Origin of the sequence: Leptothrix sp. (in: b-proteobacteria) (genome assembly GCF_965250675.1) — a bacterium.
Taxonomy (GTDB): Bacteria; Pseudomonadota; Gammaproteobacteria; order Burkholderiales; family Burkholderiaceae_C; genus Sphaerotilus.
In genome coordinates this window covers 509,144-535,314 of sequence record NZ_CBDFPH010000011.1, presented here as the reverse complement: position 1 = coordinate 535,314, position 26,171 = coordinate 509,144, and the positions used below count along the sequence as shown (strand labels likewise).

The following is a 26,171-nucleotide window of genomic DNA, read 5'->3' as shown; positions in this document are numbered from 1 at the left end:
ATTGACAACATCCAATAAGACCGGAGACATCCATGGCAGGTTTTCTCGACAAGGAACGCATCATTGCGGGCCCGGGTTTCAACCGGTGGCTGGTGCCACCTGCGGCGCTTGCCATTCATTTATGCATCGGCATGGCCTACGGGTTTTCGGTGTTCTGGCTGCCGCTGAGCAAGGCCATCGGCACCAAGTGCGGTCCCGAGATCGGTTTCTTCCAGGAACTGTTCACCACCACCTGCGACTGGAAGGTGGCCACGCTGGGCTGGATGTACACGCTGTTCTTCGTGTTCCTGGGTTCGTCGGCGGCCCTCTGGGGTGGCTGGCTTGAGCGCGCCGGCCCGCGCAAGGCCGGCGTGGTCAGCGCCATCTGCTGGTGCGGCGGCATGCTGATCTCGGCGCTGGGTATCCACCTGCACCAGTTCTGGATGATGTTGCTGGGCTCGGGCGTGATCGGAGGCATCGGGCTGGGGTTGGGCTACATCTCGCCCGTCTCGACGCTGATCAAGTGGTTTCCGGACCGCCGCGGCATGGCCACCGGCATGGCCATCATGGGCTTCGGTGGCGGCGCCATGATCGGCTCGCCCCTGGCAGCCGACCTGATGAAGGTCTTCGCCACGCCCGAGAGCGTGGGCGTCATGCCCACCTTCGTCGTCATGGCGTGTCTCTACTTTGTCTTCATGATGGCCGGTGCCCTGGGCTATCGCGTACCCGCCACGGGCTGGAAGCCCGCTGGCTGGACGCCGCCCGCCGCGCAGAACAACACCATGATCACGCAGCGCCACGTGCACGTGAAGAACGCCTTCAAGATCCCGCAGTTCTGGCTGGTGTGGATGGTGTTGTGCATGAACGTGAGTGCCGGCATTGGCGTGATCGGCATGGCTTCGCCCATGCTGCAGGAGGTGTTCGGCGGCTCGCTGATCGGGGTTGACACCAAGTTCGGTGACCTCGACAAGGATCAGCTGAAGGCCATTGCGACCGTGGCTGCGGGTTTCACCGCGCTGCTGAGCCTGTTCAATATTGGAGGCCGTTTCTTCTGGGCCAGCCTGTCGGACAAATTCGGTCGCAAAGTCACCTATGCCATTTTCTTCATACTCGGTGGCGTGATGTATTTCAGCGTGCCGGGCAGCGCTGCTGCTGGCAGCACCTTGCTTTTCGTGGGGGCTTTCTGCGTCATCCTGAGTATGTATGGCGGTGGTTTCGCCACGGTGCCGGCGTATTTGGCGGACCTGTTCGGCACGCAGTTCGTGGGCGCCATTCACGGCCGCCTGCTGACCGCCTGGGCCACGGCCGGCGTGCTGGGCCCGGTGGTGGTGAACTACATGCGCGAATATCAGCTGGGTCTTGGCATCCCGCGCGAGCAGGTCTATAACCAGACCATGTACATCCTGACCGGCATGCTGGTCATCGGCCTGATCTGCAACCTGATGGTGCGTCCGGTGGCCGACAAGTGGTTCATGGGCGACGAAGAGCTCGCCCGCGAAAAGAAGCTGGCGCACGAGAAGGCGGCGGCCTCCGAAGTGGGCAAGGGCGCTGGCGGCGGTCAGGCCGTCAGCCCGGCGGTGGTGATGCTGGCCTGGGCCGTGGTGGGTATTCCGCTGGCCTGGGGCGTCTACCGCACGCTGTTGAGCGTGGCCAAGTTCTTCGCCTGACGAACTGAGCGGCTCAAAGTCTCGAAAGGAAAAATGATGACGTCACACAGCAGCCCATCCCCTGCGGATGCCGAACCGATGGCGGTCGTGCAGCGCGCGATCGATGAACACCGCCACCGGCCCGGCGCCCTGCTGCCCCTGCTGCACGGCATCCAGGACGTGCTGGGCTTTGTTCCGGCCCAGGGCGTGCCGCTGATCGAGGCCGCCCTGAACCTGTCGCGGGCCGAGGTGCATGGCGTCATCACCTACTACCACCACTTCCGCACCCAGGCAGCCGGCCAGCATGTGCTGCAGGTCTGCCGGGCCGAATCCTGCCAGTCGCGCGGCGGCGCGGCCCTGCTGGAACATGCACGCCAGGCGCTCGGCTGTGCCGAAGGTGAACACCACTCGGCCGACGGCCAGTGGAGCGTCGAGCCGGTCTATTGCCTCGGCCTGTGCGCGTCGTCGCCGGCGGTGCAGATCGACGACCGTCTGCACGCCCGCATGACGGTGGCCAAGCTCGACCGGCTGACTTCAGCCCTGACGGAGGTGCAGGCATGAACAACTCAAGCATCAAGGTTTACGTGCCATGCGACAGCGCGGCCCTGGCCGTGGGCGCTGACGAAGTGGCTGATGCCATCGTCGCCCAGGCCGCTTCACGCGGCGCGCGCATCGAGCTGATCCGCAACGGCTCGCGCGGGCTGTTCTGGCTGGAGACGCTGGTGGAAGTCGCCACGCCGGCCGGCCGGGTGGCCTACGGGCCGGTCGAGGTCGACGACGTTGCCAGCCTGTTCGACGCCGGTTTCCTGGCCGGCGGCGCGCACGCGCTCAGCCACGGCCTGACCGAAGCCATTCCCTACCTGGCCCGCCAGCAGCGCCTGACTTTTGCGCGCATGGGCGTGACCGATCCGCTGTCGCTGGCCGACTACGCGGCGCACGAGGGCTGGGCCGGCCTGAAGCAGGCGCTGCAGATGCCGGCTGATGGCATCTGGCAGCAGGTGCTCGACTCCGGCCTGCGCGGCCGGGGCGGCGCAGCGTTTCCGGCCGGTATCAAGTGGCGCACGGTGGCGCAGGCGCAGGCGCTTCAGAAATACGTCGTCTGCAATGCCGACGAGGGCGACTCCGGCACCTTTGCCGACCGCATGGTGCTGGAAGACGACCCGTACATGCTGATCGAAGGCATGACGATCGCTGCGCTCGCGGCCGGCGCAACGCAGGGCTACGTCTACATCCGCAGCGAATACCCGGTGGCTTTCCGTGTGTTCAGCGAGGCCATCCGTCGCGCCACCGAAGCCGGCTTCCTGGGCGACAACATTCTCGGCAGCGGTCACGCCTTCCATCTGGAAGCGCGACTGGCCGCCGGCAGCTACGTCTGCGGCGAAGAAACCGCGATGCTGGAATCGCTCGAAGGCAAGCGCGGCATCGTGCGCGCCAAGCCGCCGATCCCCGCCTTGAGCGGGCTGTTCGGCCAGCCGACCATCATCAACAACGTGCTGACGTTCGCGGCCACCCCGTACATCCTGGCGCGCGGCGCGCAGGCCTACAAGGACTACGGCATCGGCCGCTCGACAGGCACGCTGCCCTTCCAACTGGCGGGCAACATCAAGCACGGCGGCCTGGTCGAACTGGCCTTCGGCGTGACGCTGCGCGAACTGGTGTTCGGCTACGGCGGCGGCACCGCCAGCGGCCGGCCGGTCAAGACGGTGCAGGTCGGCGGCCCGCTGGGCACCTATCTGCCCGAGTCGCAGTGGGACATTCCGCTCGACTACGAGGCCTACGCCAAGGTCGGCGCGGTGGTCGGCCACGGCGGTCTGGTGGTGCATGACGACACGGCGGACTTGTCCAGGCTGGCGCGTTATGCGATGGAGTTCTGCGCCATCGAGAGCTGCGGCAAGTGCACGCCCTGCCGCATCGGCTCGACGCGCGGTGTCGAGGTCATCGACCGCATCGTCGCCAACCACCATCAGCCCCAGGTGCGCGAACAGCAGATCACGCTGCTGCGCGACCTGTGCGACACCATGGTCAGCGGCAGCCTGTGCGCCATGGGCGGCATGACGCCGTTCCCGGTGCTGTCGGCCCTGAATCATTTCCCGGCCGATTTCGGTCTGGCCGCCGACGACCGTTCGGCTGCCTGAGCTGAGGAGCAACGTCATGAACTACCCCGTCATCAAGATCCATGAAGTCGACTACGGCACGCCGCGTCGCACCAGCGAACAGGAAGTGACGCTGGAGATCGACGGCAACCAGGTCACGGTGGCCGCCGGCACGTCGCTGATGCGCGCGGCGGTGGACGCCGGCATCCAGGTGCCCAAGCTCTGCGCCACCGACAGCCTGGAGCCGTTCGGCTCCTGCCGCCTGTGCCTGGTCGAGATCGAAGGCCGGCGCGGCTACCCCGCGTCGTGCACCACGCCCGCCGAAGCGGGCATGAAGGTGCGCACCCAATCGCCGAAGCTGCAGGAACTGCGCAAGGGCGTGATGGAGTTGTACATCTCCGACCACCCGCTGGACTGCCTGACCTGCGCCGCCAACGGCGACTGCGAACTGCAGGACATGGCCGGCGTGGTCGGTCTGCGCAACGTGCGCTACGGTGTGGGCGAGACCGAGGTGGCGGGTGTCACCGGCCGCCACCACCTGGGCTCGAAGAAGGACGAATCGAACCCCTACTTCACCTACGACCCGAGCAAGTGCATCGTCTGCAACCGCTGCGTGCGCGCCTGTGAAGAGACGCAAGGCACGTTCGCGCTGACGATCTCGGGCCGTGGCTTCGAGTCGCGCGTGTCCGCCGGCATGAACGAGAACTTCATGGACAGCGAATGCGTGTCCTGCGGCGCCTGCGTGCAGGCCTGCCCGACCGCGACGCTGCAGGAAAAATCGATCATCGAACTCGGCCAGCCCGAGCACAGCGTCATCACCACCTGCGCCTACTGCGGCGTCGGCTGCGGCTTCAAGGCCGACATGAAGGGCAACCAGGTCGTGCGCATGACGCCCTGGAAGGACGGCAAGGCCAACGAAGGCCACAGCTGCATCAAGGGCCGCTTCGCCTGGGGTTACGCGACCCACAAGGACCGCATGACCAAGCCGATGATCCGCGCCAAGATCACCGATCCGTGGCAGGAAGTCAGCTGGGACGAGGCGCTCAACCACGCCGCCGGCGAGATCAAGCGCATCCAGAAGAAGGCTGGTAAGGACTCGGTCGGCGGCATCACCTCCAGCCGTTGCACCAACGAAGAGGCCTACCTGGTGCAGAAGCTGGTGCGTATGGCGTTTGGCACCAACAACGTCGACACCTGCGCCCGCGTCTGCCACTCGCCCACCGGCTACGGCCTGGGCCAGACCTATGGCACCTCGGCCGGCACGCAGACCTTCAAGTCGGTCGAGAAGGCCGACGTGATCATGGTCATCGGCGCCAACCCGACCGAAGGCCACCCGGTGTTCGGCTCGCGCATGAAGAAGCGCCTGCGCGAAGGCGCCAAGCTGATCGTGATCGACCCGCGCGAGATCGAGCTGGTCAACTCGGTCCACGTCAAGGCCGACTACCACCTGCAATTGAAGCCCGGCACCAACGTGGCGGTGATCAGTGCGCTGGCGCACGTCATCGTCACCGAAGGCCTGGTTGACGAGGCCTACGTGGCCGAACGCTGCGACCCCAAGAGCTTCCAGCAGTGGCGCGATTTCGTCGCCAAGCCCGAGAACTCGCCCGAGGCGATGCAGTCCGTCTGCGGCGTGCCCGCCGAGCTGATTCGCGGTGCGGCCCGCCTGTATGCGCAGAGCCATGTGCGCGCAGCCGGCGGCCGCGGCAACGGCGCCATCTATTACGGCCTGGGCGTGACCGAGCACGCGCAGGGCTCGACCATGGTGATGGGCATTGCCAACCTCGCCATGGCCACCGGCAACGTCGGTCGCGAAGGCGTGGGCGTCAACCCGCTGCGTGGCCAGAACAACGTGCAGGGCTCCTGCGACATGGGCAGCTTCCCGCACGAGTTGCCGGGCTACCGCCACGTGTCGGACAGCACCGTGCGTGCGCAGTTCGAGTCCGCCTGGGGCGTGACCATCAACCCGGAGCCGGGCCTGCGCATTCCGAACATGTTCGAGGCGGCACTCGACGGCACCTTCCTGGCGCTCTACTGCGAGGGCGAGGACATCGTCCAGTCCGACCCCAACACCCAGCACGTCATTGCCGCGCTGTCGGCGATGGAGTGCGTGATCGTGCAGGACATCTTCCTCAACGAAACCGCCAAGTACGCGCATGTGTTCCTGCCGGGCTGCTCGTTCCTGGAGAAGGACGGCACCTTCACCAACGCCGAGCGCCGCATCAGCCGCGTGCGCAAGGTCATGCCGCCGCTGGCCGGCTACGCCGACTGGGAGGTGACGCAGAAGTTCGCCAACGCCCTCGGCTACCCGATGAACTACAGCCACCCCGAGGAAATCATGGCCGAGATCGCGGCGCTGACGCCCACGTTCTCGGGCGTCAGCTACGACAAGATCGACCGCCTGGGCAGCGTGCAGTGGCCGTGCAATGACAGCACCGACGAGGCCGGCACCGCCATCATGCACGTCGACCACTTCGTGCGCGGCAAGGGCCGTTTCATCCTGACGCAGTACGTGCCGACCGACGAGAAGGTCACGCGCAAGTTCCCGCTGCTGCTGACGACCGGTCGCATCCTGAGCCAGTACAACGTCGGCGCGCAGACCCGCCGCACCGAGAACAGCCAGTGGCACAAGGAAGACCTGCTGGAAATCCACCCGCAGGATGCCGAGGACCGCGGCATCAGCGATGGCGACTGGGTCGGCATCGAGAGCCGCGCGGGCCAGACCGTGCTGCGCGCGGACGTGACCGAGCGCGTGCAGCCGGGCGTGGTCTACACCACCTTCCACTTCCCCGAGTCCGGTGCCAACGTCATCACCACCGACAACTCCGACTGGGCCACCAACTGCCCCGAGTACAAAGTCACGGCCGTGCAGGTCAGCCGCGTGACGCAGGCCGGCCAGGCGATGTCGGACTGGCAGCGCGAGTTCCACCGCACGCACGAAGAGCAGATCGGCTTGCTCGCCGGTGCGAGCGCGGGTGCAGCGGTGGCGATGGGCAAGTGAAGAGGCGCTGGTCGCCCAAGCGGCCAGCGACAATCCGCGCATGAAAGTCGACGACATCCCCCTGCACCCCGAGGCCGGCGCCCGCCGGGTCGAGGCCCTGGCGCTGCGTGCGGGCGTGGCCGCCACCAGCCAGGAATGGTTGGCCGAAGAGGTGCCGGTGGCGCTGGTCTACAACGGCATCTCGCACGCGGTGATGCTGGCCAGCCCGCTGGATCTGGAGGACTTCGCGCTCGGCTTCTCGCTCTCGGAAGGCATCATCGACAGCCCCGCCGATCTGCTTGACTTCGAGGTTCACGAAACCGATCTGGCCACCGCCAATGGCGTGGCCAGCACCGAAGTCGGCCTGACGGTGGACCTGCGCGTCACGCTGCGCTGCTTCATGCGCCTGAAGGAGCGCCGCCGCACGCTCGCCGGGCGCACCGGCTGCGGCCTGTGCGGCACCGAAAGCCTTGCCGAGGCGGTGCGCCCGGTGCGCCAGTCGGTGGCGTCGATCCAGATTCACGCCGCTGCGCTGGAACGCGCCATGGTCGAACTGGCTTCCAGCCAAGCCTTGCAGAACGCCACCGGCGCCACCCACGCTGCGGCCTGGTGCGCTCTGGATGGTCACGTGCAACTGGTGCGCGAAGACGTCGGCCGCCACAACGCGCTCGACAAATTGATCGGCCGCCTGACGCGCGACGGCACCGACGTGGCCACCGGCTTCGTCGCCGTCACCAGCCGTGCCAGCTACGAAATGGTCTACAAGACCGCCAGCGCCGGCATCGGCCTGCTGGCAGCCATCTCCGCGCCCACCGCCCTGGCGGTTCGCACGGCCCAGAGCGCGGGTTTGACGCTGGCGGGCTACACCCGCGGCAACCGCAGCACCCTCTACACCCACGCCGAGCGGGTCACCCTCGCTCCGGCGCCCCAGGCGGAGTGAAGCCATGGACAAGAACAACCTCGTGCACCAGGTCAACCGCATCGCCGAATTCTTCGCGGCCATGCCCGACCACCTCGAAGCCGTCGACGGCGTGGCCGACCACGTGCGCAAGTTCTGGGAACCGCGCATGCGCATCGCCCTCTACGCCTACCTGAACGAGGGCGGTGCAGGCCTGCACGATATGGCGCGTGAGGCGCTGGAGAAGCATCGCGCGAAGTTAGAGCCTGCTGCCAAAACGCCACAGCCTGTGGCCGCTCAAGGTGCTTGAGGCGTCGACCGCTGAACTGCGCTGGACCGAAGCCGACACGCCCCGCCAAGCCCGCTGGCGCAGCGAGAACGGCGCGCCGCCACCCGCTCGCGTTCAGATCGTCGACGACCAGACTCCCGCCGATGTCGCCTGGCGGCTGGTGCAGGCCGGCACCGGGCTGCTCTGGCGCGGTGACTTCCAGAACGCCCGCCACCTGCTGACCGCGCTGGTACGCCGGGCGGATCGGCCGGCGCGCAATGTGGCGCCACTGCCGCCCGCCGCCAGCGCCGCCGAGGTCTGGCAACGCCAGCGTCAGACGCAGGCGCGCCGGGCCAGGCTGCTGTCGCTGCTGCTGATCGAAGTGGGTGCGGACTACGCCATCGCGCTGCGCCGTGCACCTGACATGTACGCGGCCTGCGCGTCCGCCTGGGGCGAGCCGCAGCCGGATCAGCCGTCCACCGTGGTGTCGTTGCGCGAACTGCTGGGGCTGGTTGGTGCGTTCGAGTGGCGCAAGAAGGGCGTGGCGATTGCCGCGCTCGGCGGCGAGTCCATCCACCCGCACTTCGGCGTGTTTTCGCCGGTGCGGGGCGAGTACCTCGACCTGATCGCCAGCGTGCCGCTGCCGGCGCTGGACCTGGCGCGGGAGTGCGTGTTCGACATCGGCACCGGCACGGGCGTGATTTCGGCCGTGCTGGCGCGGCGTGGCGCCCGGCGCATCGTCGCCACCGACATGGACCCGCGTGCGCTGGCCTGCGCCGCTGAAAACCTGGCGCAGCTGGGCGTGGCCGGACAGGTCGAGGTGCAGTGCGCCGATCTGTACCCGGCGCCGGACGTCGGCCGTGCCGCGCTGGTGGTCTGCAACCCGCCGTGGGTGCCGGCGCAGCCCAACACGCCGATCGAGGCTGCCGTCTACGACCCCGACAGTCGCATGCTGCGCGGTTTCCTCGGCGGTCTGGCCGCGCGGCTGCTGCCGCAGGGCGAGGGCTGGCTGATCATTTCCGATCTGGCCGAGCACCTGGGCCTGCGCAGCCGGGCCGAACTGCTGGGCTGGATCGCCGACGCTGGCCTGAGCGTGCTGCAGCGCCACGACATTCGCCCACGCCACGCCAAGGCGCGCGACGCCAGCGATCCGCTCCACGCGGCGCGTTCGGCGGAGGTGACGTCACTCTGGCGGCTGGCCTTGCGTTGACGCAAACGGCAGCGATGCGTGTGCGCCACAGTTTGAGGCCTTCCTCGGGAAAACCCTGGTGAAGTCAGCGAGGCTGCCGTAAGAATTGAATTCCATCATCCAATGCAGGGTGCCCGCAGGGGTGCCGAGCGATGTGCAGGAGACACCGAGATGAACGGCAGCAAGCCTTTGAACGCCTTTGACGACGACGACCTGGCGCGCAACAGCGCCAACTTCGTGGCGCTGAGTCCGCTGTCTTTCCTGCAACGAACCGCGCAGATCTACCCGCGCCACATTGCGCTGGTGCACGGTGACTTGCGCCAGACCTGGGCGCAGACTTACACGCGCTGCCGCCAGCTGGCCAGCGCGCTGCAGCAACGTGGCGTGGGCGTGGGGGACGCGGTGGCGGTGATGCTGCCTAACACTCCGGCGATGTTCGAGGCGCACTTCGGCGTGCCCATGAGCGGCGCGGTGCTGAACACGCTCAACACCCGGCTCGACCCCGAGGCGATCGCCTTCCAGCTCGACCACGGCGCGGCCAAGGTGCTGCTGACCGACCGCGAGTTCTCGTCCACCCTGCAGCGCGCGCTGGCGCTGATGCAAGGCCCCCAGCCACTGGTGATCGACGTGCTGGACGCGCAGTTCGACGGTGGCGTCAACCTGGGCGAGCTGGACTACGAGGCCTTCATTGCCAGCGGCGATGCCACATTCACGTGGCAGCTGCCGGGCGACGAGTGGAACGCCATTGCGCTGAACTACACCAGCGGCACCACCGGCAACCCCAAGGGCGTGGTGACGCACCACCGCGGCGCGTATCTCAACGCGGTCTCCAACGTCGTGACCTGGGAGATGCCGCGCCACGCCACCTACCTGTGGACACTGCCGATGTTCCACTGCAACGGCTGGTGCTTCCCCTGGACGATGGCGCTGCAGGCCGGCACCAGCGTCTGCCTGCGCCGGGTTGACCCGGCGCTGATCTTCCCGCTGATTGCCGAGCACCGCGTCACCCACCTGTGCGGCGCGCCCATCGTCTACGGCCTGCTGATCAACGCGCCGGCCGCGCTGCGCGAGGGCATCACGCACCCAGTGCAGGGCCTGATCGCGGGGGCAGCACCGCCGGCGGCCATCATTGAAGGCTGCGAGCGCATCGGCATCGACATCACCCACGTCTACGGCCTGACCGAGGTCTATGGCCCGGCAGCGGTCTGCGCCAAGCAGGACGACTGGGCCGGGCTGCCCATCGAAGAGCGCGCGCGCCTGAACGCCCGCCAGGGCGTGGCCTACCCGATGCAGGAATCGATCGCGGTGCTCGACCCCGAGACGATGCAGCCCGTGCCCGCCGATGGCGAGACCATGGGCGAGATCTTCTTCCGCGGCAACATCGTCATGAAGGGCTATCTGAAGAACCCCGCCGCCACGGCGGAGGCCTTCCAGGGCGGCTGGTTCCACACCGGCGACCTGGCGGTGACGCACCCGGACGGCTACGTCAAGATCAAGGACCGCAGCAAGGACATCATCATCTCGGGCGGCGAGAACATCTCCAGCGTCGAGGTCGAGGAAGTGCTGTATCGCCACCCCGCCGTGCTGGTGGCCGCCGTGGTGGCGCGGCCGGACGAGAAGTGGGGCGAGGTGCCGTGCGCCTTCGTCGAAGTGCGCGAAGGCAGCACGGTGACCGAGGCCGACATCATCGAGTTCTGCCGCGCCCACATGGCGCGCTTCAAGGTGCCCAAGAGCGTGATCTTCGGCGCGCTGCCCAAGACCAGCACCGGCAAGATCCAGAAATTTCAGCTGCGTGCGCAGATGAAGTCGGCCCAGGCCATCGAGTAAGTCACCGAGCAAGGACAGGCATGACGGATTTCATCCTCCAGACCCGGGGTCTGACCAAAGAGTTCAAGGGCTTCGCCGCCGTGCAGGGCGTGGACTTGAGCGTGCGGCGCGGCAGCATTCACGCGCTGATCGGCCCCAACGGCGCGGGCAAGACCACGGTCTTCAACCTGCTGACCAAGTTCCTGCAGCCCACCCACGGCAGCATCGTCTTCGACGGCGTCGACATCACCCGCGAAGAGCCGGCGCAGATCGCCCGGCGCGGCGTGATCCGCAGCTTCCAGATCTCGGCCACCTTCGGCCACATGACGGCGCTGGAGAACGTGCGCGTGGGCCTGCAGCGCAAGCTGGGCACGTCGTTCCACTTCTGGCGCTCGGCCGCCAGCCTGAGCCGGCTCGATGCGCAGGCGCTGGCCTTGCTGGACGCGGTCGACCTGAGCAGCTACGCCCACACGCTGGCCGTGGAGATGCCCTACGGCCGCAAGCGCGCGCTGGAGATCGCCACCACGCTGGCGCTGGAGCCCAAGCTGATGCTGCTCGACGAGCCGACCCAGGGCATGGGTCACGAGGACGTCGACCGCGTGGTCGAGCTGATCAAGAAAGTGGCCGTGGGCCGCACCGTGCTGATGGTGGAACACAACCTGTCGGTGGTCGAGAAGCTCTGCGACCGCATCACCGTGCTGCAGCGCGGCCAGATCCTGGCCGAAGGGCCGTACGCCGAGGTGTCGCAGGACGCCCGCGTGCTGGAAGCCTATGTGGGAGTGGAAGCATGAGCGGCCAGGAAATGCTCCGTCTGACCGACCTGCACGCCTTCTACGGCGAGAGCCACATCCTGCACGGCATCGACCTGCAGGTGAACGAGGGCGAGTTGATCACGCTGCTGGGCCGCAATGGCGCCGGGCGCTCGACCACGCTGAAGGCCATGCTCGGGCTGGTCGGGCGCCGCACCGGCTCGGTCAAGTTCAAGGGCGAGGAGCTGACCACGCTCAGCCCGCACCGCATCGCCCGCCTCGGCGTCGGTTACTGCCCCGAGGAGCGCGGCATTTTCTCCGGCCTGACGACCGAGGAAAACCTGCTGCTGCCGCCGGTGGTCAAGAGCGGCGGCATGACGCTCGACGAAATCTACGCCGTCTTCCCCAATCTGTACGAACGCCGCATGAGCCCGGGCACGCGTCTGTCGGGCGGCGAGCAGCAGATGCTGGCGATGGCGCGCATCCTGCGCACCGGCGCGCGCCTGCTGCTGCTCGACGAGATCACCGAAGGCCTGGCGCCGGTGATCGTCAAGAAGTTGGGCGAAGTGATCCGCCTGCTCAAGAGCCGGGGCTACACCATCGTGCTGGTGGAGCAGAACTTCCGCTTCGCCGCGCCGCTGGCCGACCGCCACTACGTGCTGGAGCACGGCCGCATCGAGGCCGTGGTGCACCAGCACGAACTGGCCGCCAAGACCGGCATGCTGCACGAGATGCTTGGCGTCTGATCCGCCGTTGACCCGCCCGTTTTTCTTTGCCCCACAGGAGACCTCCATGAACTTCAAGAACCTCGCTCCCCTGACGCTGGCCACCGCGCTGGCGGCGGCCTTTGCCCCGGCACAAGCCCAGGTGTCCGACGGCGTCGTGCGCGTCGGCGTGCTGACCGACCTGTCGGGCGTGTACTCCGACGTGGCCGGCAAGGGCACCGTGATCGCCACGCAGATGGCCATCGATGACTTCGTGGCCAAGGAAAAGCCGGCCTTCAAGGTCGAGCTGGTCTCGGCCGACCACCAGAACAAGGGCGACATCGCCGCCAACAAGGCGCGCGAGTGGTTCGAGCAGGGCAAGGTCGACGTGGCCTCCGAGCTGGTGACCACCTCGGTCGCGCTGGCGGTGCAGAAGATCGCCAAGGAAAAGAACAAGATCGCGCTGATCTCGGGTGCCGCCTCCACGCGCATCACCAACGAGGACTGCAACGACGTCACCGTGCACTGGACGTACGACACCTATGCCGTCGCCAACGGCACGGCCAAGGCCGTGACCAAGGCGGGCGGCAAGAAGTGGTTCTTCCTGACGGCCGACTACGCCTTCGGCCACAGCCTGGAGAAGGACGCCAGCGACGTGGTCAAGGCCAACGGCGGCGAGGTGGTGGGCGCCGTGCGTCACCCCTTCCCGGGCAGCGACTTCTCGTCCTTCCTGCTGAAGGCGCAGTCGTCGGGCGCGCAGATCATCGGCCTGGCCAACGCCGGCGGCGACACCATCAACAGCATCAAGCAGGCGGCCGAATTCGGCGTGACGCCCAAGCAGCAACTCGCCGGCCTGCTGATGTTCGTGTCGGACGTGCACTCGCTGGGCCTGAAGACCACGCAGAGCATGTACCTGACCGAAGGCTTCTACTGGGACCTGAACGCCGACACGCGCGCCTGGTCCAAGCGTTTCTTCGAGCAGCACAAGCGCATGCCCACGATGGTGCAGGCCGGCCAGTACTCGTCGGTGATGCATTACCTCAAGGCCGTCAAGGCCACCGGCACCGATGACACCGCCAAGGTCATGACGCAGATGAAGAAGACGCCGGTCAACGACTTCTTCGCCAAGAACGGCACCATCCGCGAGGACGGCCGCATGGTCCACGACATGTACCTGCTGCAGGTCAAGAAGCCCGAGGAGTCCAAGACCCCCTGGGACTACTACAACGTGCGCGCCACCATTCCGGCGGCCGAGGCCTTCCAGCCGCTGTCGGCCTCGAAGTGCCCGTTGATCGTCAAGAAGTAAGCCTCGCGCTGCTTCGAACCCTGACCTGCTGACCGCCACACCCCGGGAACTCTCACGCATGGAACTCTTCGGCATCCCGTCGCAAGCCCTGTTCGGGCAACTGCTGCTCGGGCTCATCAACGGTTCGTTCTATGCCGTGCTGAGCCTCGGGCTGGCGGTCATCTTTGGTCTGCTCAACATCATCAACTTCTCGCACGGCGCGCTCTACATGATGGGCGCGTTCGGGGCCTTGCTGGGCTTGAACCAGCTGGGCCTGAACTACTGGGCCGCACTGCTGCTGGTGCCGGTGGTGATCGGCGCGCTGGGGGTGGTGATCGAGCGGCTGATGCTGCGCCACCTCTACAAGCTCGACCACCTCTACGGCCTGCTGCTGACCTTCGGGCTGGCGCTGATCGCCGAGGGCGTGTTCCGCTACTTCTTCGGCGTCTCGGGCGAGAGCTATCCGGTGCCCGAGGTGCTGCAGGGCGGCGTCGACCTGGGCTTCATGTTCATGCCCAAGTACCGCGCCTGGGTGGTGGTGGCGTCGCTGGTGGTGTGCGCCGTCACGTGGTACGTGATCGAGCGCACCTCGCTGGGCGCCACGCTGCGTGCGGCGACCGAGAAGCCGCAGCTGGTGCAGGCCCTCGGCATCAACGTGCCGCTGCTGGTCACGGCCACCTACGCCGCCGGCGTCGGGCTGGCGGGTTTTGCCGGCGTGCTGGCCGCGCCCATCCTGCAGGTCAATCCGGTGATGGGCTCGAACCTCATCATCGTGGTGTTCGCGGTGGTGGTGATCGGTGGCATGGGCTCGATCCTGGGCTCCATCGTCACCGGGCTGACGCTGGGCATCGTCGAGGGGCTGACCAAGGTGATCTACCCCGAGGCTTCGGCGGTGGTGATCTTCGTCATCATGGTGATCGTGTTGCTGGTGCGTCCGGCCGGTCTGTTCGGCAAGCAAGCCTGAGGATGCGCACGTGAGTTCTTCCCCTTCGACCCCCTTGATGGCCGCGCCTGCCGCCCGCGTTTCCACCACGACCCGCTGGCTGGCCTGGGGCGCGCTGATCGCGCTGGGCCTGATCGCGCCCTTCGTGCTCTATCCGACCTTCCTGATGAAGGTGCTGTGCTTCGCGCTGTTCGCCAGCGCCTTCAACCTGCTGCTGGGCTTTGCCGGGCTGCTGTCGTTCGGCCACGCGGCCTTCTTCGGCGGCGCGGCCTATGTCTGCGCCGGGCTGGTCAAGAACCTGGGCTGGCCGCCTGAGCTGGCCATCCTGGCGGGCGGCTTGTTCGCCGCCACGCTGGGTGCGCTGTTCGGTGCGCTGGCCATTCGCCGCGCCGGCATCTACTTCGCGATGATCACGCTGGCGCTGGCGCAGCTGGTGTTCTTCCTGGCGGTGCAACTGCCGTTCACCGGCGGCGAGGACGGCCTGCAGGGCGTGCCGCGCGGCAAGCTGCTGGGCTTCATCGACCTGGCCGACAACACCGCGATGTACTTCTTCGTCTTTGCGGTGTTCTGTGCCGGCTTCTGGCTGATTCACCGCACCATCCACTCGCCGTTCGGCCAGGTGCTCAAGGCCATTCGCGAGAACGAGCCGCGCGCCATTTCGCTCGGCTACGACGTGGCGCGCTACAAGCTGCTGGCCTTCGTGCTGTCGGCGGGCATCGCAGGCGTGGCGGGCGGCCTGAAGTCGCTGGTATTCCAGCTGGCCAGCCTGACCGACGTGCACTGGCACATGTCGGGCGAGGTGGTGCTGATGACGCTGCTGGGCGGCCTGGGCACGATCTTCGGCCCGGGCGTGGGCGCACTGGTGATCGTGGCGCTGGAGAACGAGCTGGCTGACAAGGTCGGCAGCTGGGTCACGGTCATCATGGGCGCGATCTTCGTGATCTGCGTGCTGCTGTTCCGCCGCGGTCTGGTGGGCGAGATCATGGCGCTGCGCCAGCGGATTTCCGGTTCGCGTTGATCGCCGGTTGATATCGGGTGCGGGCCTCCTAGAATCGCGGCCCCGCACCGGAAGACCCGCATGAGCATCAAGAGCGATAAATGGATACGGCGCATGGCCGAGCAGACCGGCATGATCGAGCCGTTCGAGCCCGGCCAGGTGCGCCAGTCGGCCGACGGCCAGCGCATCGTCAGCTACGGCACCAGCAGCTACGGCTACGACATCCGCTGCGCGCGCGAGTTCAAGATCTTCACCAACGTGCACAGCACGGTGGTGGACCCGAAGAACTTCGACGAGCGGAGCTTTGTCGACGTCGAAGGCGACAGCTGCATCATTCCGCCCAACAGCTTTGCGCTGGCGCGCACGATGGAATATTTCCGCATTCCGCGCAACGTGCTGACCATCTGCCTGGGCAAGAGCACCTATGCGCGCTGCGGCATCATCGTCAACGTGACGCCGTTCGAGCCTGAATGGGAAGGCTACGTCACGCTGGAGTTCAGCAACACCACGCCGCTGCCGGCCAAGATCTACGCGGGCGAAGGCTGCGCGCAGGTGCTGTTCTTCGAGAGCGATGAGGTCTGCGAGACCAGCTACAAGGATCGCGGTGGCAAGTACCAGGGTCAGGTCGGCGTCACGCTGCCCAAGACCTGACGCCGGAGCCTCAGCAGCGATGCGCAGCCTGATGCGTCCGGCGGCCCTGGTGGCCAATTACTTCGACACCCTCAGCCCCGCCCAGGTGCCGACCGCGCGTGCGCTGCAGCAGCGGCTGCTGATGATCGCGCCCGAGCTGGAACAGGCGGTGAAGTGGGGCAACCTGTGCTTCATGAGCCAGGGCCGCGTGCTGATGGCGATCGTCGCCCACAAGGCGCACGCCCACCTGCAGTTCTTCAACGGCGCGGTGCTGGCGCAGGACTTCAAGGAGCTGGAGGGCGTGGGCCACGGCGTGCGCCACATCAAGCAGCGCTACAGCCAGCCGATCGATGTGGACCTGATCACCGATCTGGTCCATGCCGCCATGACGCTGGGGCCGCGCGCCGTGCCGGCCGAAGGGTCAGAGCGCGGCTAGGCTGAAGCCGGCGCTTCAGCTGCGGTAGGCGCTGGCGCCGGACCAGCCGCGCTGGCCGTACACGTTGGCGCTGGCGCTGCTGCTGTCCTTGGGCATCAGGGTGTCGATGGCGCGGTCGAGCGCCACGGTCGCCCGCATCAGCGATTCACGTTGCGCCGCCACCTGGCCGCTGGCCCGCACCAGGCGGGCGCGCAGTGGGGCCGGTACGCCGCCGCTCACGCGTGCGGCACGGGCAAAGGCGTTGACGGTTTGCTCCAGGGCGCGCTGCAGGTTCTGAGCCTGGGCATCGATGCCCGCGCTGTCGCGCAGCCGCAGGGCGTCGCCCAAGGCCGCCAGCGCGGTTTCGACCTGGCCGAGCAGGGCTTCGAGTTCAGGGTGCTGTGCGCCTTGCGGGGCGGGGGCGTTGGTAAGAGCGTTCATGACCGGCAGGCTCCGACGTGGGCGGACCGTTCAGCCCACCTTTGGGGTGGCAGCTGTGCCGGCTTCAGCGCCAGGGTGGCGCTGGCCGCAGCAATCAGCTCGCGCTGCCGGAGCGGCCCAGCACTTCCTGCGCGTTGGTGATCAGCTTGTCGGCGATCGCCTCGGCGTTGATCTTGTAGGTGCCGTCCGAGATCGACTGGCGCACGCGTGAGACCTTCTCGGCGTCGAAGCTGCCGTCGGCCGCCATCAGGGTTTGAGCCGTCTTGGAGAGTTGCACCGTGGTGCTGCCTTCGCTTTGGGTTTTGGACACCCCCGAAGCCGGGCGACCCGCTTCGGCCGGACGCGCTGAAGTCGTCGCCGCACCGCCCGCCGGCGCCATGGCCGGGGATGTTGCGTTGTTGCCGATCTTCATGATGGACTCCTTGGAGCTGTAACACGCCCCGACTGACATCGAAGGCAAGATTCAAGATTGTGCACTTTGCGACGGGTGCCCGGCCTGTCTGAGGCTGGACAGCGTTGGCTTCCTGCGAAATCAACCCGTCTTGCTTGAGGTTATCGACCCGGTGGGATCGAACTTGAGGGGTCTTGAACTGCCAATCGCTTTTCATCCCCCGAGTCAAGGGGGTTTCGGTACCGGAAGGCGAAAACTTGAGGCCTGAATTCATGGCGGGGCTCGATTTCAAATTCATCACAAGCGGATCTCTGCCTGGCGTTCACCCGTGGGCCAGACCTGCAGCACGCGGCCGCTCTCGGTGCGCACGCGCACCAGCTGGCCTTCGAGGCCGGGCGACAGCGCCTCGGCGGCGCTGCTGACGGCAAAGCCGGCGCCTTGCGCGCTGACCTGCACCATCTCGCCAGCGGCAAACCACTGGCGCAGGCGCAGGCTGTCGGCGCGCAGCGTGCTGCCCGGCGGCAGGGCCTGGGCGAGCTTGCGGCCGATGAGTTGAGCGGTGTCGGTGAAAACGGGCGAGGGCGTCTCGGCAATATCGACCGATTCCAGCTTCAGGTCGGCAGCGGCGAGTTCGGCGCCTGCCGCCAGCGCGGTGCGCGTCACCACCGCCGGTGCCCAGACCTGCACCGTCACCGGCAGATAGACATTCCACGCCACGCTGCCCGACGTGCAGCGCAGGCCCACCCGCGTCTTGCCCCAGGGGCGCGAGCCGGGCGGCAGGTAGGCGTCGATCTTCTGGCACGGCGCCAGACGCAGGCGCGGGTCGAGCTGGCCGGGAATGATCTCCACCCGCGCGCCAGCAGGCACCTGTGCGCCGGCGCGGGTCAGCGCCAGTACCTCATTCATGGGCAGGACGCTGGCCGGCGCTGTCTGCGCCTGGCTGGTCCCGACCAGCCCGAGGCTGGCGCCCACCAGCACCATCAAGGCCATCAGCGCCCACAGCAGCCGCACGGACGCCTGCACGCCATGGCGTGTGAGGTTCCCGGCAGGGTTCATCAGCCGGCGAAGGCGGGCATGAAAACGGTGGACGGCATGGGGCTGCATGGTGTGCAACTCTAGGCTCGGACCGGTTTTCCGAGGCGTGGAGATGCGGGGTTTATGGGCTGTTATTCCGGCTCATGTTTTGGCGCCAGAGGACAAGAATGGCGACCAGATCCTGAAAGCCCGCCATGCTCAACCGCCTCACCGACTCATTCGACCTGCAATCGCAGGCGCTGGTGCTGCGCTCCGAACGCCAGCGCCTGATCGCCAGCAACATTGCCAACGCCGAGACGCCGGGCTATGTGTCGCGGGACATGGACTTCAAGGCCGCACTGCGCGAGGCCACCGGCCAGCAGTCGGTGCAGGGCGCGATGGCTACCACCCACGCCGGCCACCAGGCCCCCGTGGCCGGTGCGCGTGCCGAGTCGCATCTGCTCTACGCCACCTCCAGCCAGACCAACCTGGACAACAACACCGTGGACATGGACCGCGAGCGCGCCAGCTTCGCCGACAACGCCATCAAGTACGAGGCCACGTTGCGCTTTCTCAATGGTCATGTGTCGACCATGCTGTCGGCCATCAAGGGTCAATAACCATGTCCATGCTCAACATCTTCAACGTCGCCGGCAGCGCCGTCAGCGCGCAGAGCCAGCGGCTCAACACCGTGGCCACCAACCTGGCCAACGCCGACACCGTGGCCGGCCCCGACGGCAAGAGCTTCAAGGCGCGCCAGGTCATGTTCCAGACCGTGGCGATGGGCGAGGTGGGTGCTGCCGGCGTGCAGGTCTCCAACGTCGTGGAAGACCAGAGCCCCGGCCGCCGCGTGCACGACCCCAAGCACCCGAGCGCCGATGGCGAGGGCTACGTCACCTACAGCAACGTCAACTCGGTCGAGGAGATGGTCAACATGATCTCCGCCTCGCGCTCGTACCAGAACAACGTCGAAGTCATGAACACCGCCAAGTCCCTGCTGCTCAAGACGCTGCAGATGGGCCAGGGCGCCTGACCGGCCGCCCGCCCCGCATTCACCTGAGAACACATCGCCATGAGCACCTCGGTTTCCAGCACCAACAACAGCAACGCCTCGGCGGTCTACGCGCAGCTGTCGGGCAGCAGCAGCGCCACGGCGCAGACCACCGCCGCCGATTCGGCCGACCGCTTCCTGACGCTGCTGGTCGCGCAGATGAAGAACCAGGATCCGCTCAGCCCGATGGACAACGCCCAGGTCACCAGCCAGATGGCGCAGATCAACACCGTCTCGGGGCTCGACAAGGTCAACACCAGCGTCGGCAATCTCTCCAGCCAGTTCGTGCAGATGCAGGCGCTGCAGGGCGCGCAGCTGGTCGGCAAGAGCGTGATGGTCAGCGGCAACAGCCTGGCGCTCGATGCGCAAGGCAAGGCCAGCGCCGGCTTCGACCTGGCCGGTGCGGCCGACGCCGTGAAGATGGAAGTGCTCTCGCCGGCCGGCCGGGTGATCGACACCGTCGACATGGGCGCCGAGACCGCCGGGCGCCACACCTTCGACTGGACCGCACCCGCCGCCTGGGCCGGCACCACGGGCCTGAGCTTCCGCGTGGCTGCCACCTCGGGCGCCAATGCCGTGACGGCCAGCACCCTGGCGCGCGATCAGGTCAGCGCCGTCAGCAGCGGCACCGGCGGCCTGACGCTGGAGTTGGCCGGAGGCAAGAGCGTCGCCTACGCCGACGTCAAAGCCTTCACCAACTGAAACTGAACACACTGCACTGAAAGGACACGCGCCATGGGCTTCCAACAAGGTCTCTCCGGCCTGAACGCCACCAGCAAGAACCTGGAGGTGATCGGCAACAACGTCGCCAACGCCAACACCTACGGCGCCAAGTCCTCGCGGGCGGAATTTGCCGACATGTATGCCGGCGCGCTCGGCAACACGGGCAACACCAACATCGGCATCGGCGTGCGCATGCAGACCGTGGCGCAGCAGTTCACGCAGGGCACCATCAACGCGACCGACAACTCGCTCGACGTCGCCATCAACGGCAGCGGCTTCTTCCAGGTCAAGGACTCGGCCGGCACGCTGACCTACAGCCGCAACGGCCAGTTCAAGCTCGACAACAGCGGCTTCATCGTCAACAACAACGGCCAGAAACTGCAGGGCTACCAGGCCGATTCGCAGGGCGCCATCGTGCCCGGCGCAGCCAGCGCGCTGCAACTGCCCACCGCCGGCATCAACCCGCGCGCGACCGACAACATCACCATGCAGATGAACCTGGACTCGCGCAGCGCGACCACCCAGCCCTCGGTGCTGGCCGCCAGGACCGCCGCCAACGCCGTGACTGCCAAGGCCGCCGCCGATGCCGCTGCGGCCACCGCCACCACCAACTACAACAACGCCAAGGCTGCGTCCGACGCGGCGCCGGCCAACACCACGCTGGCCTCGGCCACCGCAGCGGCCCTGACCGCCCGCGACGCCGCCGTCACGTCGGCCACCAACGCCGCCACGCTGGTCACGACCACCGCTGCCGCTGCGACCGCTGCGGCAGCCGGCCCGCAGATCGATTTCGACGATCCCAAGACCTACAACAACGCCACCTCGCTGACGGCCTACGACGTCAAGGGCCAGCCGGTGGCGCTGACTTATTACTACCAGAAGTCGGCGCCGGAGACGTGGAACGTCTACGTCACTGCCAATGGCGAATCCATCAGCAAGGACGCCTCCGGCAACGCCATTCCGTTCACGGCCATGACCTTCCCGAGCACTGGCGGCGCGCCCACCACGCCTGCGTCCGCCGTGCCGATGACGATTCCCGCCACGACCAATGCCGACGGCTCGACCACCGAGCCCATTACCGGCATCAGCCTGGACGTGTCCAAGACCACGCAGTACGGCGCCTCGTTCTCGGTGACCGACGCCCAGCAGACCGGCTACGCGCCGGGCCAGCTCACGGGCCTCAACATCGAGCAGGGCGGCGTCATCACCGCGCGCTACTCCAACGGCCTGACCAAGAGCGCCGGCCAGATCGAGCTGGCCACCTTCCGCAACCCGCAAGGCCTGCAGGCCCTGGGCGGCAACGTCTGGGCGCCGACCTACGGTTCGGGCTCGGCGGTGGTGGGCACGCCGGGCTCGGGCTCGATGGGCGCGCTGCAGTCGGGCGCGCTGGAGGAATCCAACGTCGACCTGACCTCCGAGCTGGTCAACATGATCACTGCACAACGCATCTACCAGGCCAACGCGCAGACGATCAAGACCGAAGACTCGATCCTGCAAACCCTGGTCAGCCTCCGCTGATCTGGCCTAGGAACACGCCATGGACCGCAAGATCTTTCTGTCGATGGGCGGCGCCAAGGCCGCCATGCAGCGCCAGGAGGTGCTCGCGGGCAACCTGGCCAACGCTTCCACGGTCGGCTTCCGTGCCGAGATGCAGGCCTTCCGCTCGGTGCCGGTGCTCGGCAGCGGCGCCAGCACCCGCGCCTACGCACTGGAAACCACCACCGGCTACAACGCCGAATCCGGCCCGATCAACGCCACCGGCCGCAATCTGGACGTGGCCATGAAGGGCAATGGCTGGCTGGCGGTGCAGGGCCTGGACGGCACCGAGGCCTACACCCGCGCCGGCTCGCTCGACGTCAACGCCGAAGGCACGCTGGTCACCACCAACGGCCTGACGGTGATGGGTGACGGCGGCCCGATCACGGTGCCGGCCAACTCGCAGGTGCAGATCGCGTCGGACGGCACGGTCAGCGCGCAGTCCGGCAACGGCCGCGTCACGCCGCTGGGCAAGCTCAAGCTCGTCACGCCGGAAGTCCCGCTGCAGCGCGGCGACGACGCGCTGTTCCGCAACCCCGAGGGCGAGCTGCCCGCCGACCCGAACGCGCGGCTGCAGGACGGCGCGCTCGAAGGGTCGAACGTCAGCGCGATCGAAACCATGGTGCAGATGATCTCGGCCGCCCGCCAGTTCGAGGCGCAGATGAAGTCGATGCAGACCGCCGAAAAAGACGAACAGACCGCAGCCCAGCTGCTGTCGCTCAACTGAAACACCCTGAGGTAACTCGCCATGATGCGCGCCCTGTGGATCTCCAAGACCGGCATGGAAGCCCAGCAGACCCAGCTGGATGTCGTCTCCAACAACCTCGCCAACGTCGCGACCAACGGCTACAAGAAGTCGCACGCGGTGTTCGAGGACCTGATGTACCAGACCCTGCGCCAGAGCGGCGCCAACACCTCCGAGCAGACGCAGCTGCCTTCCGGCCTGCAGGTCGGCCTGGGCGTGCGCACGGTGGCGACCACGCGCCAGTTCACGCAGGGCAACCTGCAGCAGTCGGGCAACTCGCTGGACGTGGCGATCAAGGGCAACGGTTTCTTCCCGATCCAGATGCCCGACGGCACCACCGCCTACAGCCGCGACGGCGCCTTCCAGGTCAGCGCCACCGGCCAGCTGGTCAACAGCGCCGGCTACGGCGTGCAGCCCGGCATCACGATTCCGGCCAACGCGCAGACCGTGACCATCGGCAACGACGGCACCGTGACCGTGGCGCTGCCCGGCCAGACCGCGCCGGCCAATATCGGCCAGCTGCAGCTGGTGAACTTCGTCAACCCGGCCGGCCTGGAGGCCAAGGGCGGCAACCTGTTCAGCGAAACCGCCGCCTCGGGCACGCCCCAGGGCGGCACGCCAGGCACCACGGGGCTGGGCCAGCTCAGCCAGGGTTTCCTGGAAACGTCCAACGTCAACGTGGTCGAGGAACTCGTCACCATGATCCAGACCCAGCGCGCCTACGAGCTGAACTCCAAGGCGATCTCCACCTCCGACCAGATGCTGCAGAAGCTCGGTCAGCTCTGAGGCCCCGTGATGAAACTGGTGATGAACACCCGCCGGCCGCTGCTGGGAATGCTGGCGCTGCTCGCGGCCGCGCTGTCGGCCTGCAACAGCATGCCCACGATGCCGACCACCACCGAGGTCGACATCGTCACGCCCACCAGCATCCGCCCGGTGGTGCAGGTGGCACCGGCCGTGAACAACGGCTCGATCTTCCAGACCCGCCAGTACCGGCCGCTATTCGAGGACCACCGCGCCCGCCTGGTGGGCGACACCCTGACGGTGCAGATCGCCGAGAAGCTCAGCGCCAGCTCGACCACCACCAGCTCGGTCTCCAAGACCGGCTCGGCCGAGGCCGGCGTCAGCGCCTTGCCCTTCCTGCCGCCGGCCCTGCTCGGCAAGCTGGGCGTGGGTGCCAACAGCGCCAACAAGTTCGACGGCAAGGGTGGCACGGTCAACACCAATGACTTCACCGGCGTGATCACCGCCACCGTGGTCGAGGTGCTGCCCAACGGCCACCTGATCGTGGCGGGCGAAAAGCAGATCGGCGTCAACCAGAACGTGGACGTGCTGCGCTTCTCCGGCCAGGTCGATCCGCGCGCCATCCAGCCCGGCAACACGGTGGTGTCTGCCCAGATTGCCAACGTCCGCGTTGACCAGCGCGGGCGAGGGCAGCAGGGCGATGCACAACAAATAGGCTGGTTGAGCCGCTTCTTTTTGAGCGTTCTCCCGATTTAAGTCCACGCAGAATGGGTCCGACCAGACAAGGATCGGACCCCATGAACCCCCGCCACTTCCCACCGTCCACCCTGACCGCCCAGGCCGCCCAGGCCGCCTTCAGCGCGCTGCTGGCGGCGTTGGCGTTTCTGATCGCCCTGGCGCTGCCGCAGGCTGCCCAGGCCGCGCGCATCAAGGAAGTGGCCACCGTGCAGGGCGTGCGCCCCAACCAGCTGGTGGGCTACGGCCTGGTCGTGGGCCTGGACGGCACCGGTGACCAGACCACCCAGACCCCGTTCACCGCCCAGAGCCTGACGGCCATGCTGCAGCAACTGGGCGTCACGGTGCCGGCGGGCACCAATATGCAGATCAAGAACGTGGCGACCGTGATGGTGACCGCCACGCTGCCGCCGTTTGCGCAGCCGGGCCAGCTGATCGACATCACCGTGGCGTCGCTGGGCAACGCCAAGAGCCTGCGCGGGGGCACGCTGATCGGCACGCCGCTGCGCGGGGCCGACAGCCAGATCTACGCACTGGCGCAGGGCAACCTGATCGTGGGCGGCATGGGTGCTGCGGCCGGTGGCTCCAAGGTGCAGGTCAACCACCTGTCGGCCGGGCGCATTCCCGAAGGTGCCACGGTCGAGCGCGCCGTGCCCACGCCGCTGGCCCAGGGCGACAGCCTGCAGCTGGACTTGAATTCAGCCGACTTCGCCACCGCCCGCGCCGTGTCGCGCGCCATCAACGACCGCTTCGGCAAGGGCACGGCGCAGGCGCTGGACGGCCGCGTCGTCAAGGTCCGCATGCCCGAGACGCCTGACGACCGCGTCAACTTCCTGGCCGACATGGAAAACCTGGCCGTCGAGCTGGCCACGCCCGCCGCCCGCGTGGTGGTGAATGCCCGCACCGGCTCCATCGTGATGAATCAGGCCGTGACGCTGAGCGCCTGCGCGGTGGCGCACGGCAACCTGTCGGTCACGATCAACTCCACGCCGGTCGTCAGCCAGCCCGCCCCGCTGTCCAACGGCCGGACGGTGCAGGCCGAGAAGGTCGACATCCAGATCAAGCAGGAGCCGGGTTCGCTGATCCAGTTGCCGGCAGGCACCAAGCTGACCGAGGTGGTCAAGGCGCTCAACTCGCTGGGTGCCACGCCGGGCGATCTGCTCGCCATCCTGCAGGCCATCAAGGCCGCCGGCGCGCTGAACGCGGAGCTGGAGGTCATCTGACATGCGTGCCAACGGGCTTCAGAGCGGACTGACGGCCACGGTGCCAAGCCCGGGCCAGCAGCAGTTGGTGGCCGGCGGTGGCTCGCTCGGCAACCTGCGCGCGACCGCCCACCAGGACCCCAAGGCGGCCATCAAGGAAGTCGCCAAGCAGTTCGAGACCCTGTTCATGCAGGAGCTGATGAAGAGCATGCGCGCCACCACCATGGCCGAGGACGCGTCCGAGAACAACGCCGGCAACATGGCCACCGGCATGCTCGACCAGCAGTACAGCACCCAGCTCACCGGCCGGCCGGGCGGACTGGCCGACGCGATTGCGCGCCAGCTGGAGCGCCAGATGGGCGGCAGCGCGGCGGCCGTGCCGCCTGCGGGCACCCAAGGCATGCCGCTGCCCGGGCGCAGCTTGAGTTCGAGCCCGTCGGTGGGCTCACCTGTCGCGGCCCAGGTCGCCGCCGCCTACGGCAGCAACGCCGCAGCGGGCGATGACGTCACCCCCGCCAGCACCGGCACGGCGGCGGCGCAGAGCTTTCTGCAGCGCAACGGCGCAGCGGCGCAGACGGTGGCGGCCGAGAGCGGCATTCCGGCGCATTTCATGCTGGCGCAGGCCGCGCACGAAACCGGCTGGGGCCGCAAGGAAATCCGCGGTGCCGACGGCGCCACGTCCAACAACTTCTTCGGCATCAAGGCCGGCAGCAGCTGGACCGGCCCGACCGTGACCGCCACCACCACCGAGGTCATCAACGGCCAGCCGCAGAAGGTGCAGGCCAGGTTCCGCGCCTACGCCACGCCCGAGGACAGCTTCCGCGACTACGCCAGGCTCATCGGCAACAGCCCGCGCTACGCCGGCGTGATGCGTGCAGGCCATGACGCCCAGGCCTTCGCCCAGGGCCTGCAGCGCGCCGGCTATGCGACCGACCCGCAGTACGCCGCCAAGCTCGGCCGCGTGATCCAGACCACCGAGCGCCTGCAGCGCAACAACCCGACGGCCTGAG

27 protein-coding genes are annotated in these 26,171 nt (G+C 67.5%); 24 read left to right on the top strand and 3 right to left on the bottom strand.

Going from position 1 to position 26,171, the window contains the following annotated elements:
• Nucleotides 1–32: 32 nt before the first annotated feature.
• The 15 genes from AC5IG3_RS17035 (at nt 33) to AC5IG3_RS16965 (ending at nt 16,600) form a co-directional block, all read left to right on the top strand.
• Nucleotides 33–1,646 (top strand): OFA family MFS transporter, encoded by a 1,614-nt coding sequence (locus AC5IG3_RS17035; RefSeq protein ID WP_491907476.1) that lies wholly within the window; start codon nt 33–35, stop codon nt 1,644–1,646.
• A gap of 36 nt (nt 1,647–1,682) precedes the next feature.
• Nucleotides 1,683–2,186, top strand: a complete 504-nt coding sequence (locus AC5IG3_RS17030) for a formate dehydrogenase subunit gamma (RefSeq protein ID WP_491907475.1) — start codon at nt 1,683–1,685, stop codon at nt 2,184–2,186.
• The gene (locus AC5IG3_RS17025; protein WP_491907474.1) at nt 2,183–3,760 is read left to right on the top strand and encodes a formate dehydrogenase beta subunit; all 1,578 of its coding nucleotides are present in this window, start codon (nt 2,183–2,185) and stop codon (nt 3,758–3,760) included. Before AC5IG3_RS17030 ends, AC5IG3_RS17025 begins: the two co-directional genes overlap by 4 nt.
• 16 nt (nt 3,761–3,776) lie before the next feature.
• Entirely contained in the window at nt 3,777–6,716 is a 2,940-nt protein-coding gene (gene fdhF / locus AC5IG3_RS17020; protein WP_491907473.1) for a formate dehydrogenase subunit alpha, read from the top strand.
• 40 nt (nt 6,717–6,756) lie between these two features.
• Nucleotides 6,757–7,635 carry a formate dehydrogenase accessory sulfurtransferase FdhD gene (gene fdhD, locus AC5IG3_RS17015; protein WP_491907472.1) on the top strand — a complete coding sequence of 293 codons (879 nt, stop codon included), beginning with the start codon at nt 6,757–6,759 and terminating at the stop codon, nt 7,633–7,635.
• Between the two features lie 4 nt (nt 7,636–7,639).
• Nucleotides 7,640–7,903 (top strand): formate dehydrogenase subunit delta, encoded by a 264-nt coding sequence (locus AC5IG3_RS17010; RefSeq protein WP_491907471.1) that lies wholly within the window; start codon nt 7,640–7,642, stop codon nt 7,901–7,903.
• A complete protein-coding gene (locus AC5IG3_RS17005) occupies nt 7,896–9,071 on the top strand; it encodes a methyltransferase (RefSeq protein WP_491907470.1) in 1,176 nt (391 codons plus the stop codon). The genes AC5IG3_RS17010 and AC5IG3_RS17005 overlap by 8 nt, the downstream gene beginning before the upstream one ends.
• Nucleotides 9,072–9,221: 150 nt before the next feature.
• Nucleotides 9,222–10,877: an acyl-CoA synthetase gene (locus AC5IG3_RS17000; protein WP_491907469.1), complete on the top strand. Its 1,656-nt coding sequence runs from the start codon at nt 9,222–9,224 to the stop codon at nt 10,875–10,877.
• Nucleotides 10,878–10,897: 20 nt separating this feature from the next.
• A complete protein-coding gene (locus tag AC5IG3_RS16995; protein ID WP_491907468.1) occupies nt 10,898–11,647 on the top strand; it encodes an ABC transporter ATP-binding protein in 750 nt (249 codons plus the stop codon).
• Entirely contained in the window at nt 11,644–12,351 is a 708-nt protein-coding gene (locus AC5IG3_RS16990) for an ABC transporter ATP-binding protein (RefSeq protein WP_491907467.1), read from the top strand. Before AC5IG3_RS16995 ends, AC5IG3_RS16990 begins: the two co-directional genes overlap by 4 nt.
• Before the next feature lie 46 nt (nt 12,352–12,397).
• A complete protein-coding gene (locus AC5IG3_RS16985; RefSeq protein WP_491907466.1) occupies nt 12,398–13,615 on the top strand; it encodes an ABC transporter substrate-binding protein in 1,218 nt (405 codons plus the stop codon).
• A 58-nt stretch (nt 13,616–13,673) separates the two neighbouring features.
• A complete protein-coding gene (locus AC5IG3_RS16980; protein ID WP_491907465.1) occupies nt 13,674–14,558 on the top strand; it encodes a branched-chain amino acid ABC transporter permease in 885 nt (294 codons plus the stop codon).
• A gap of 37 nt (nt 14,559–14,595) precedes the next feature.
• Nucleotides 14,596–15,555 (top strand): branched-chain amino acid ABC transporter permease, encoded by a 960-nt coding sequence (locus tag AC5IG3_RS16975; protein ID WP_491907595.1) that lies wholly within the window; start codon nt 14,596–14,598, stop codon nt 15,553–15,555.
• Between the two features lie 60 nt (nt 15,556–15,615).
• Nucleotides 15,616–16,185: a dCTP deaminase gene (gene dcd, locus AC5IG3_RS16970; RefSeq protein ID WP_491907464.1), complete on the top strand. Its 570-nt coding sequence runs from the start codon at nt 15,616–15,618 to the stop codon at nt 16,183–16,185.
• Nucleotides 16,186–16,204: 19 nt separating this feature from the next.
• On the top strand, nt 16,205–16,600 hold the full coding sequence (locus tag AC5IG3_RS16965; protein WP_491907463.1) for a DUF1801 domain-containing protein: 396 nt from the start codon (nt 16,205–16,207) through the stop codon (nt 16,598–16,600).
• A gap of 15 nt (nt 16,601–16,615) precedes the next feature.
• Here the strand turns inward: AC5IG3_RS16965 and AC5IG3_RS16960 are convergent, their stop codons facing one another.
• From AC5IG3_RS16960 to flgA, 3 genes are all read right to left on the bottom strand, one after another.
• A complete protein-coding gene (locus AC5IG3_RS16960) occupies nt 16,616–17,020 on the bottom strand; it encodes a hypothetical protein (protein ID WP_491907462.1) in 405 nt (134 codons plus the stop codon).
• 94 nt (nt 17,021–17,114) lie between these two features.
• Nucleotides 17,115–17,432 (bottom strand): flagellar biosynthesis anti-sigma factor FlgM, encoded by a 318-nt coding sequence (flgM, locus tag AC5IG3_RS16955; RefSeq protein ID WP_491907461.1) that lies wholly within the window; start codon nt 17,430–17,432, stop codon nt 17,115–17,117.
• 276 nt (nt 17,433–17,708) lie between these two features.
• Complete coding sequence (gene flgA / locus AC5IG3_RS16950) at nt 17,709–18,515, bottom strand: flagellar basal body P-ring formation chaperone FlgA (protein WP_491907460.1); 807 nt, start codon at nt 18,513–18,515, stop codon at nt 17,709–17,711.
• Nucleotides 18,516–18,640: 125 nt separating this feature from the next.
• On the opposite strand from flgA, the gene flgB reads away from it, so the two are divergent.
• Genes flgB through flgJ form a run of 9 tightly spaced genes read left to right on the top strand, consistent with a single transcriptional unit; the run spans nt 18,641 to nt 26,170 of the window.
• On the top strand, nt 18,641–19,045 hold the full coding sequence (gene flgB / locus AC5IG3_RS16945) for a flagellar basal body rod protein FlgB (protein WP_491907459.1): 405 nt from the start codon (nt 18,641–18,643) through the stop codon (nt 19,043–19,045).
• Between the two features lie 2 nt (nt 19,046–19,047).
• Nucleotides 19,048–19,458: a flagellar basal body rod protein FlgC gene (gene flgC, locus AC5IG3_RS16940; protein WP_491907458.1), complete on the top strand. Its 411-nt coding sequence runs from the start codon at nt 19,048–19,050 to the stop codon at nt 19,456–19,458.
• 39 nt (nt 19,459–19,497) lie between these two features.
• Nucleotides 19,498–20,178 (top strand): flagellar hook assembly protein FlgD, encoded by a 681-nt coding sequence (locus AC5IG3_RS16935; protein WP_491907457.1) that lies wholly within the window; start codon nt 19,498–19,500, stop codon nt 20,176–20,178.
• Between the two features lie 33 nt (nt 20,179–20,211).
• A complete protein-coding gene (locus AC5IG3_RS16930; protein WP_491907456.1) occupies nt 20,212–21,717 on the top strand; it encodes a flagellar hook protein FlgE in 1,506 nt (501 codons plus the stop codon).
• Nucleotides 21,718–21,736: 19 nt separating this feature from the next.
• Nucleotides 21,737–22,462 carry a flagellar basal-body rod protein FlgF gene (gene flgF, locus AC5IG3_RS16925; RefSeq protein WP_491907455.1) on the top strand — a complete coding sequence of 242 codons (726 nt, stop codon included), beginning with the start codon at nt 21,737–21,739 and terminating at the stop codon, nt 22,460–22,462.
• A gap of 21 nt (nt 22,463–22,483) precedes the next feature.
• Complete coding sequence (flgG, locus tag AC5IG3_RS16920; protein WP_491907454.1) at nt 22,484–23,266, top strand: flagellar basal-body rod protein FlgG; 783 nt, start codon at nt 22,484–22,486, stop codon at nt 23,264–23,266.
• Nucleotides 23,267–23,275: 9 nt separating this feature from the next.
• Complete coding sequence (locus tag AC5IG3_RS16915) at nt 23,276–23,980, top strand: flagellar basal body L-ring protein FlgH (protein ID WP_491907453.1); 705 nt, start codon at nt 23,276–23,278, stop codon at nt 23,978–23,980.
• A gap of 41 nt (nt 23,981–24,021) precedes the next feature.
• Nucleotides 24,022–25,182, top strand: a complete 1,161-nt coding sequence (locus AC5IG3_RS16910) for a flagellar basal body P-ring protein FlgI (protein WP_491907452.1) — start codon at nt 24,022–24,024, stop codon at nt 25,180–25,182.
• 1 nt (nt 25,183) lies between these two features.
• The gene (gene flgJ, locus AC5IG3_RS16905) at nt 25,184–26,170 is read left to right on the top strand and encodes a flagellar assembly peptidoglycan hydrolase FlgJ (RefSeq protein ID WP_491907451.1); all 987 of its coding nucleotides are present in this window, start codon (nt 25,184–25,186) and stop codon (nt 26,168–26,170) included.
• The last annotated feature ends 1 nt before the right edge of the window (nt 26,171 follow it).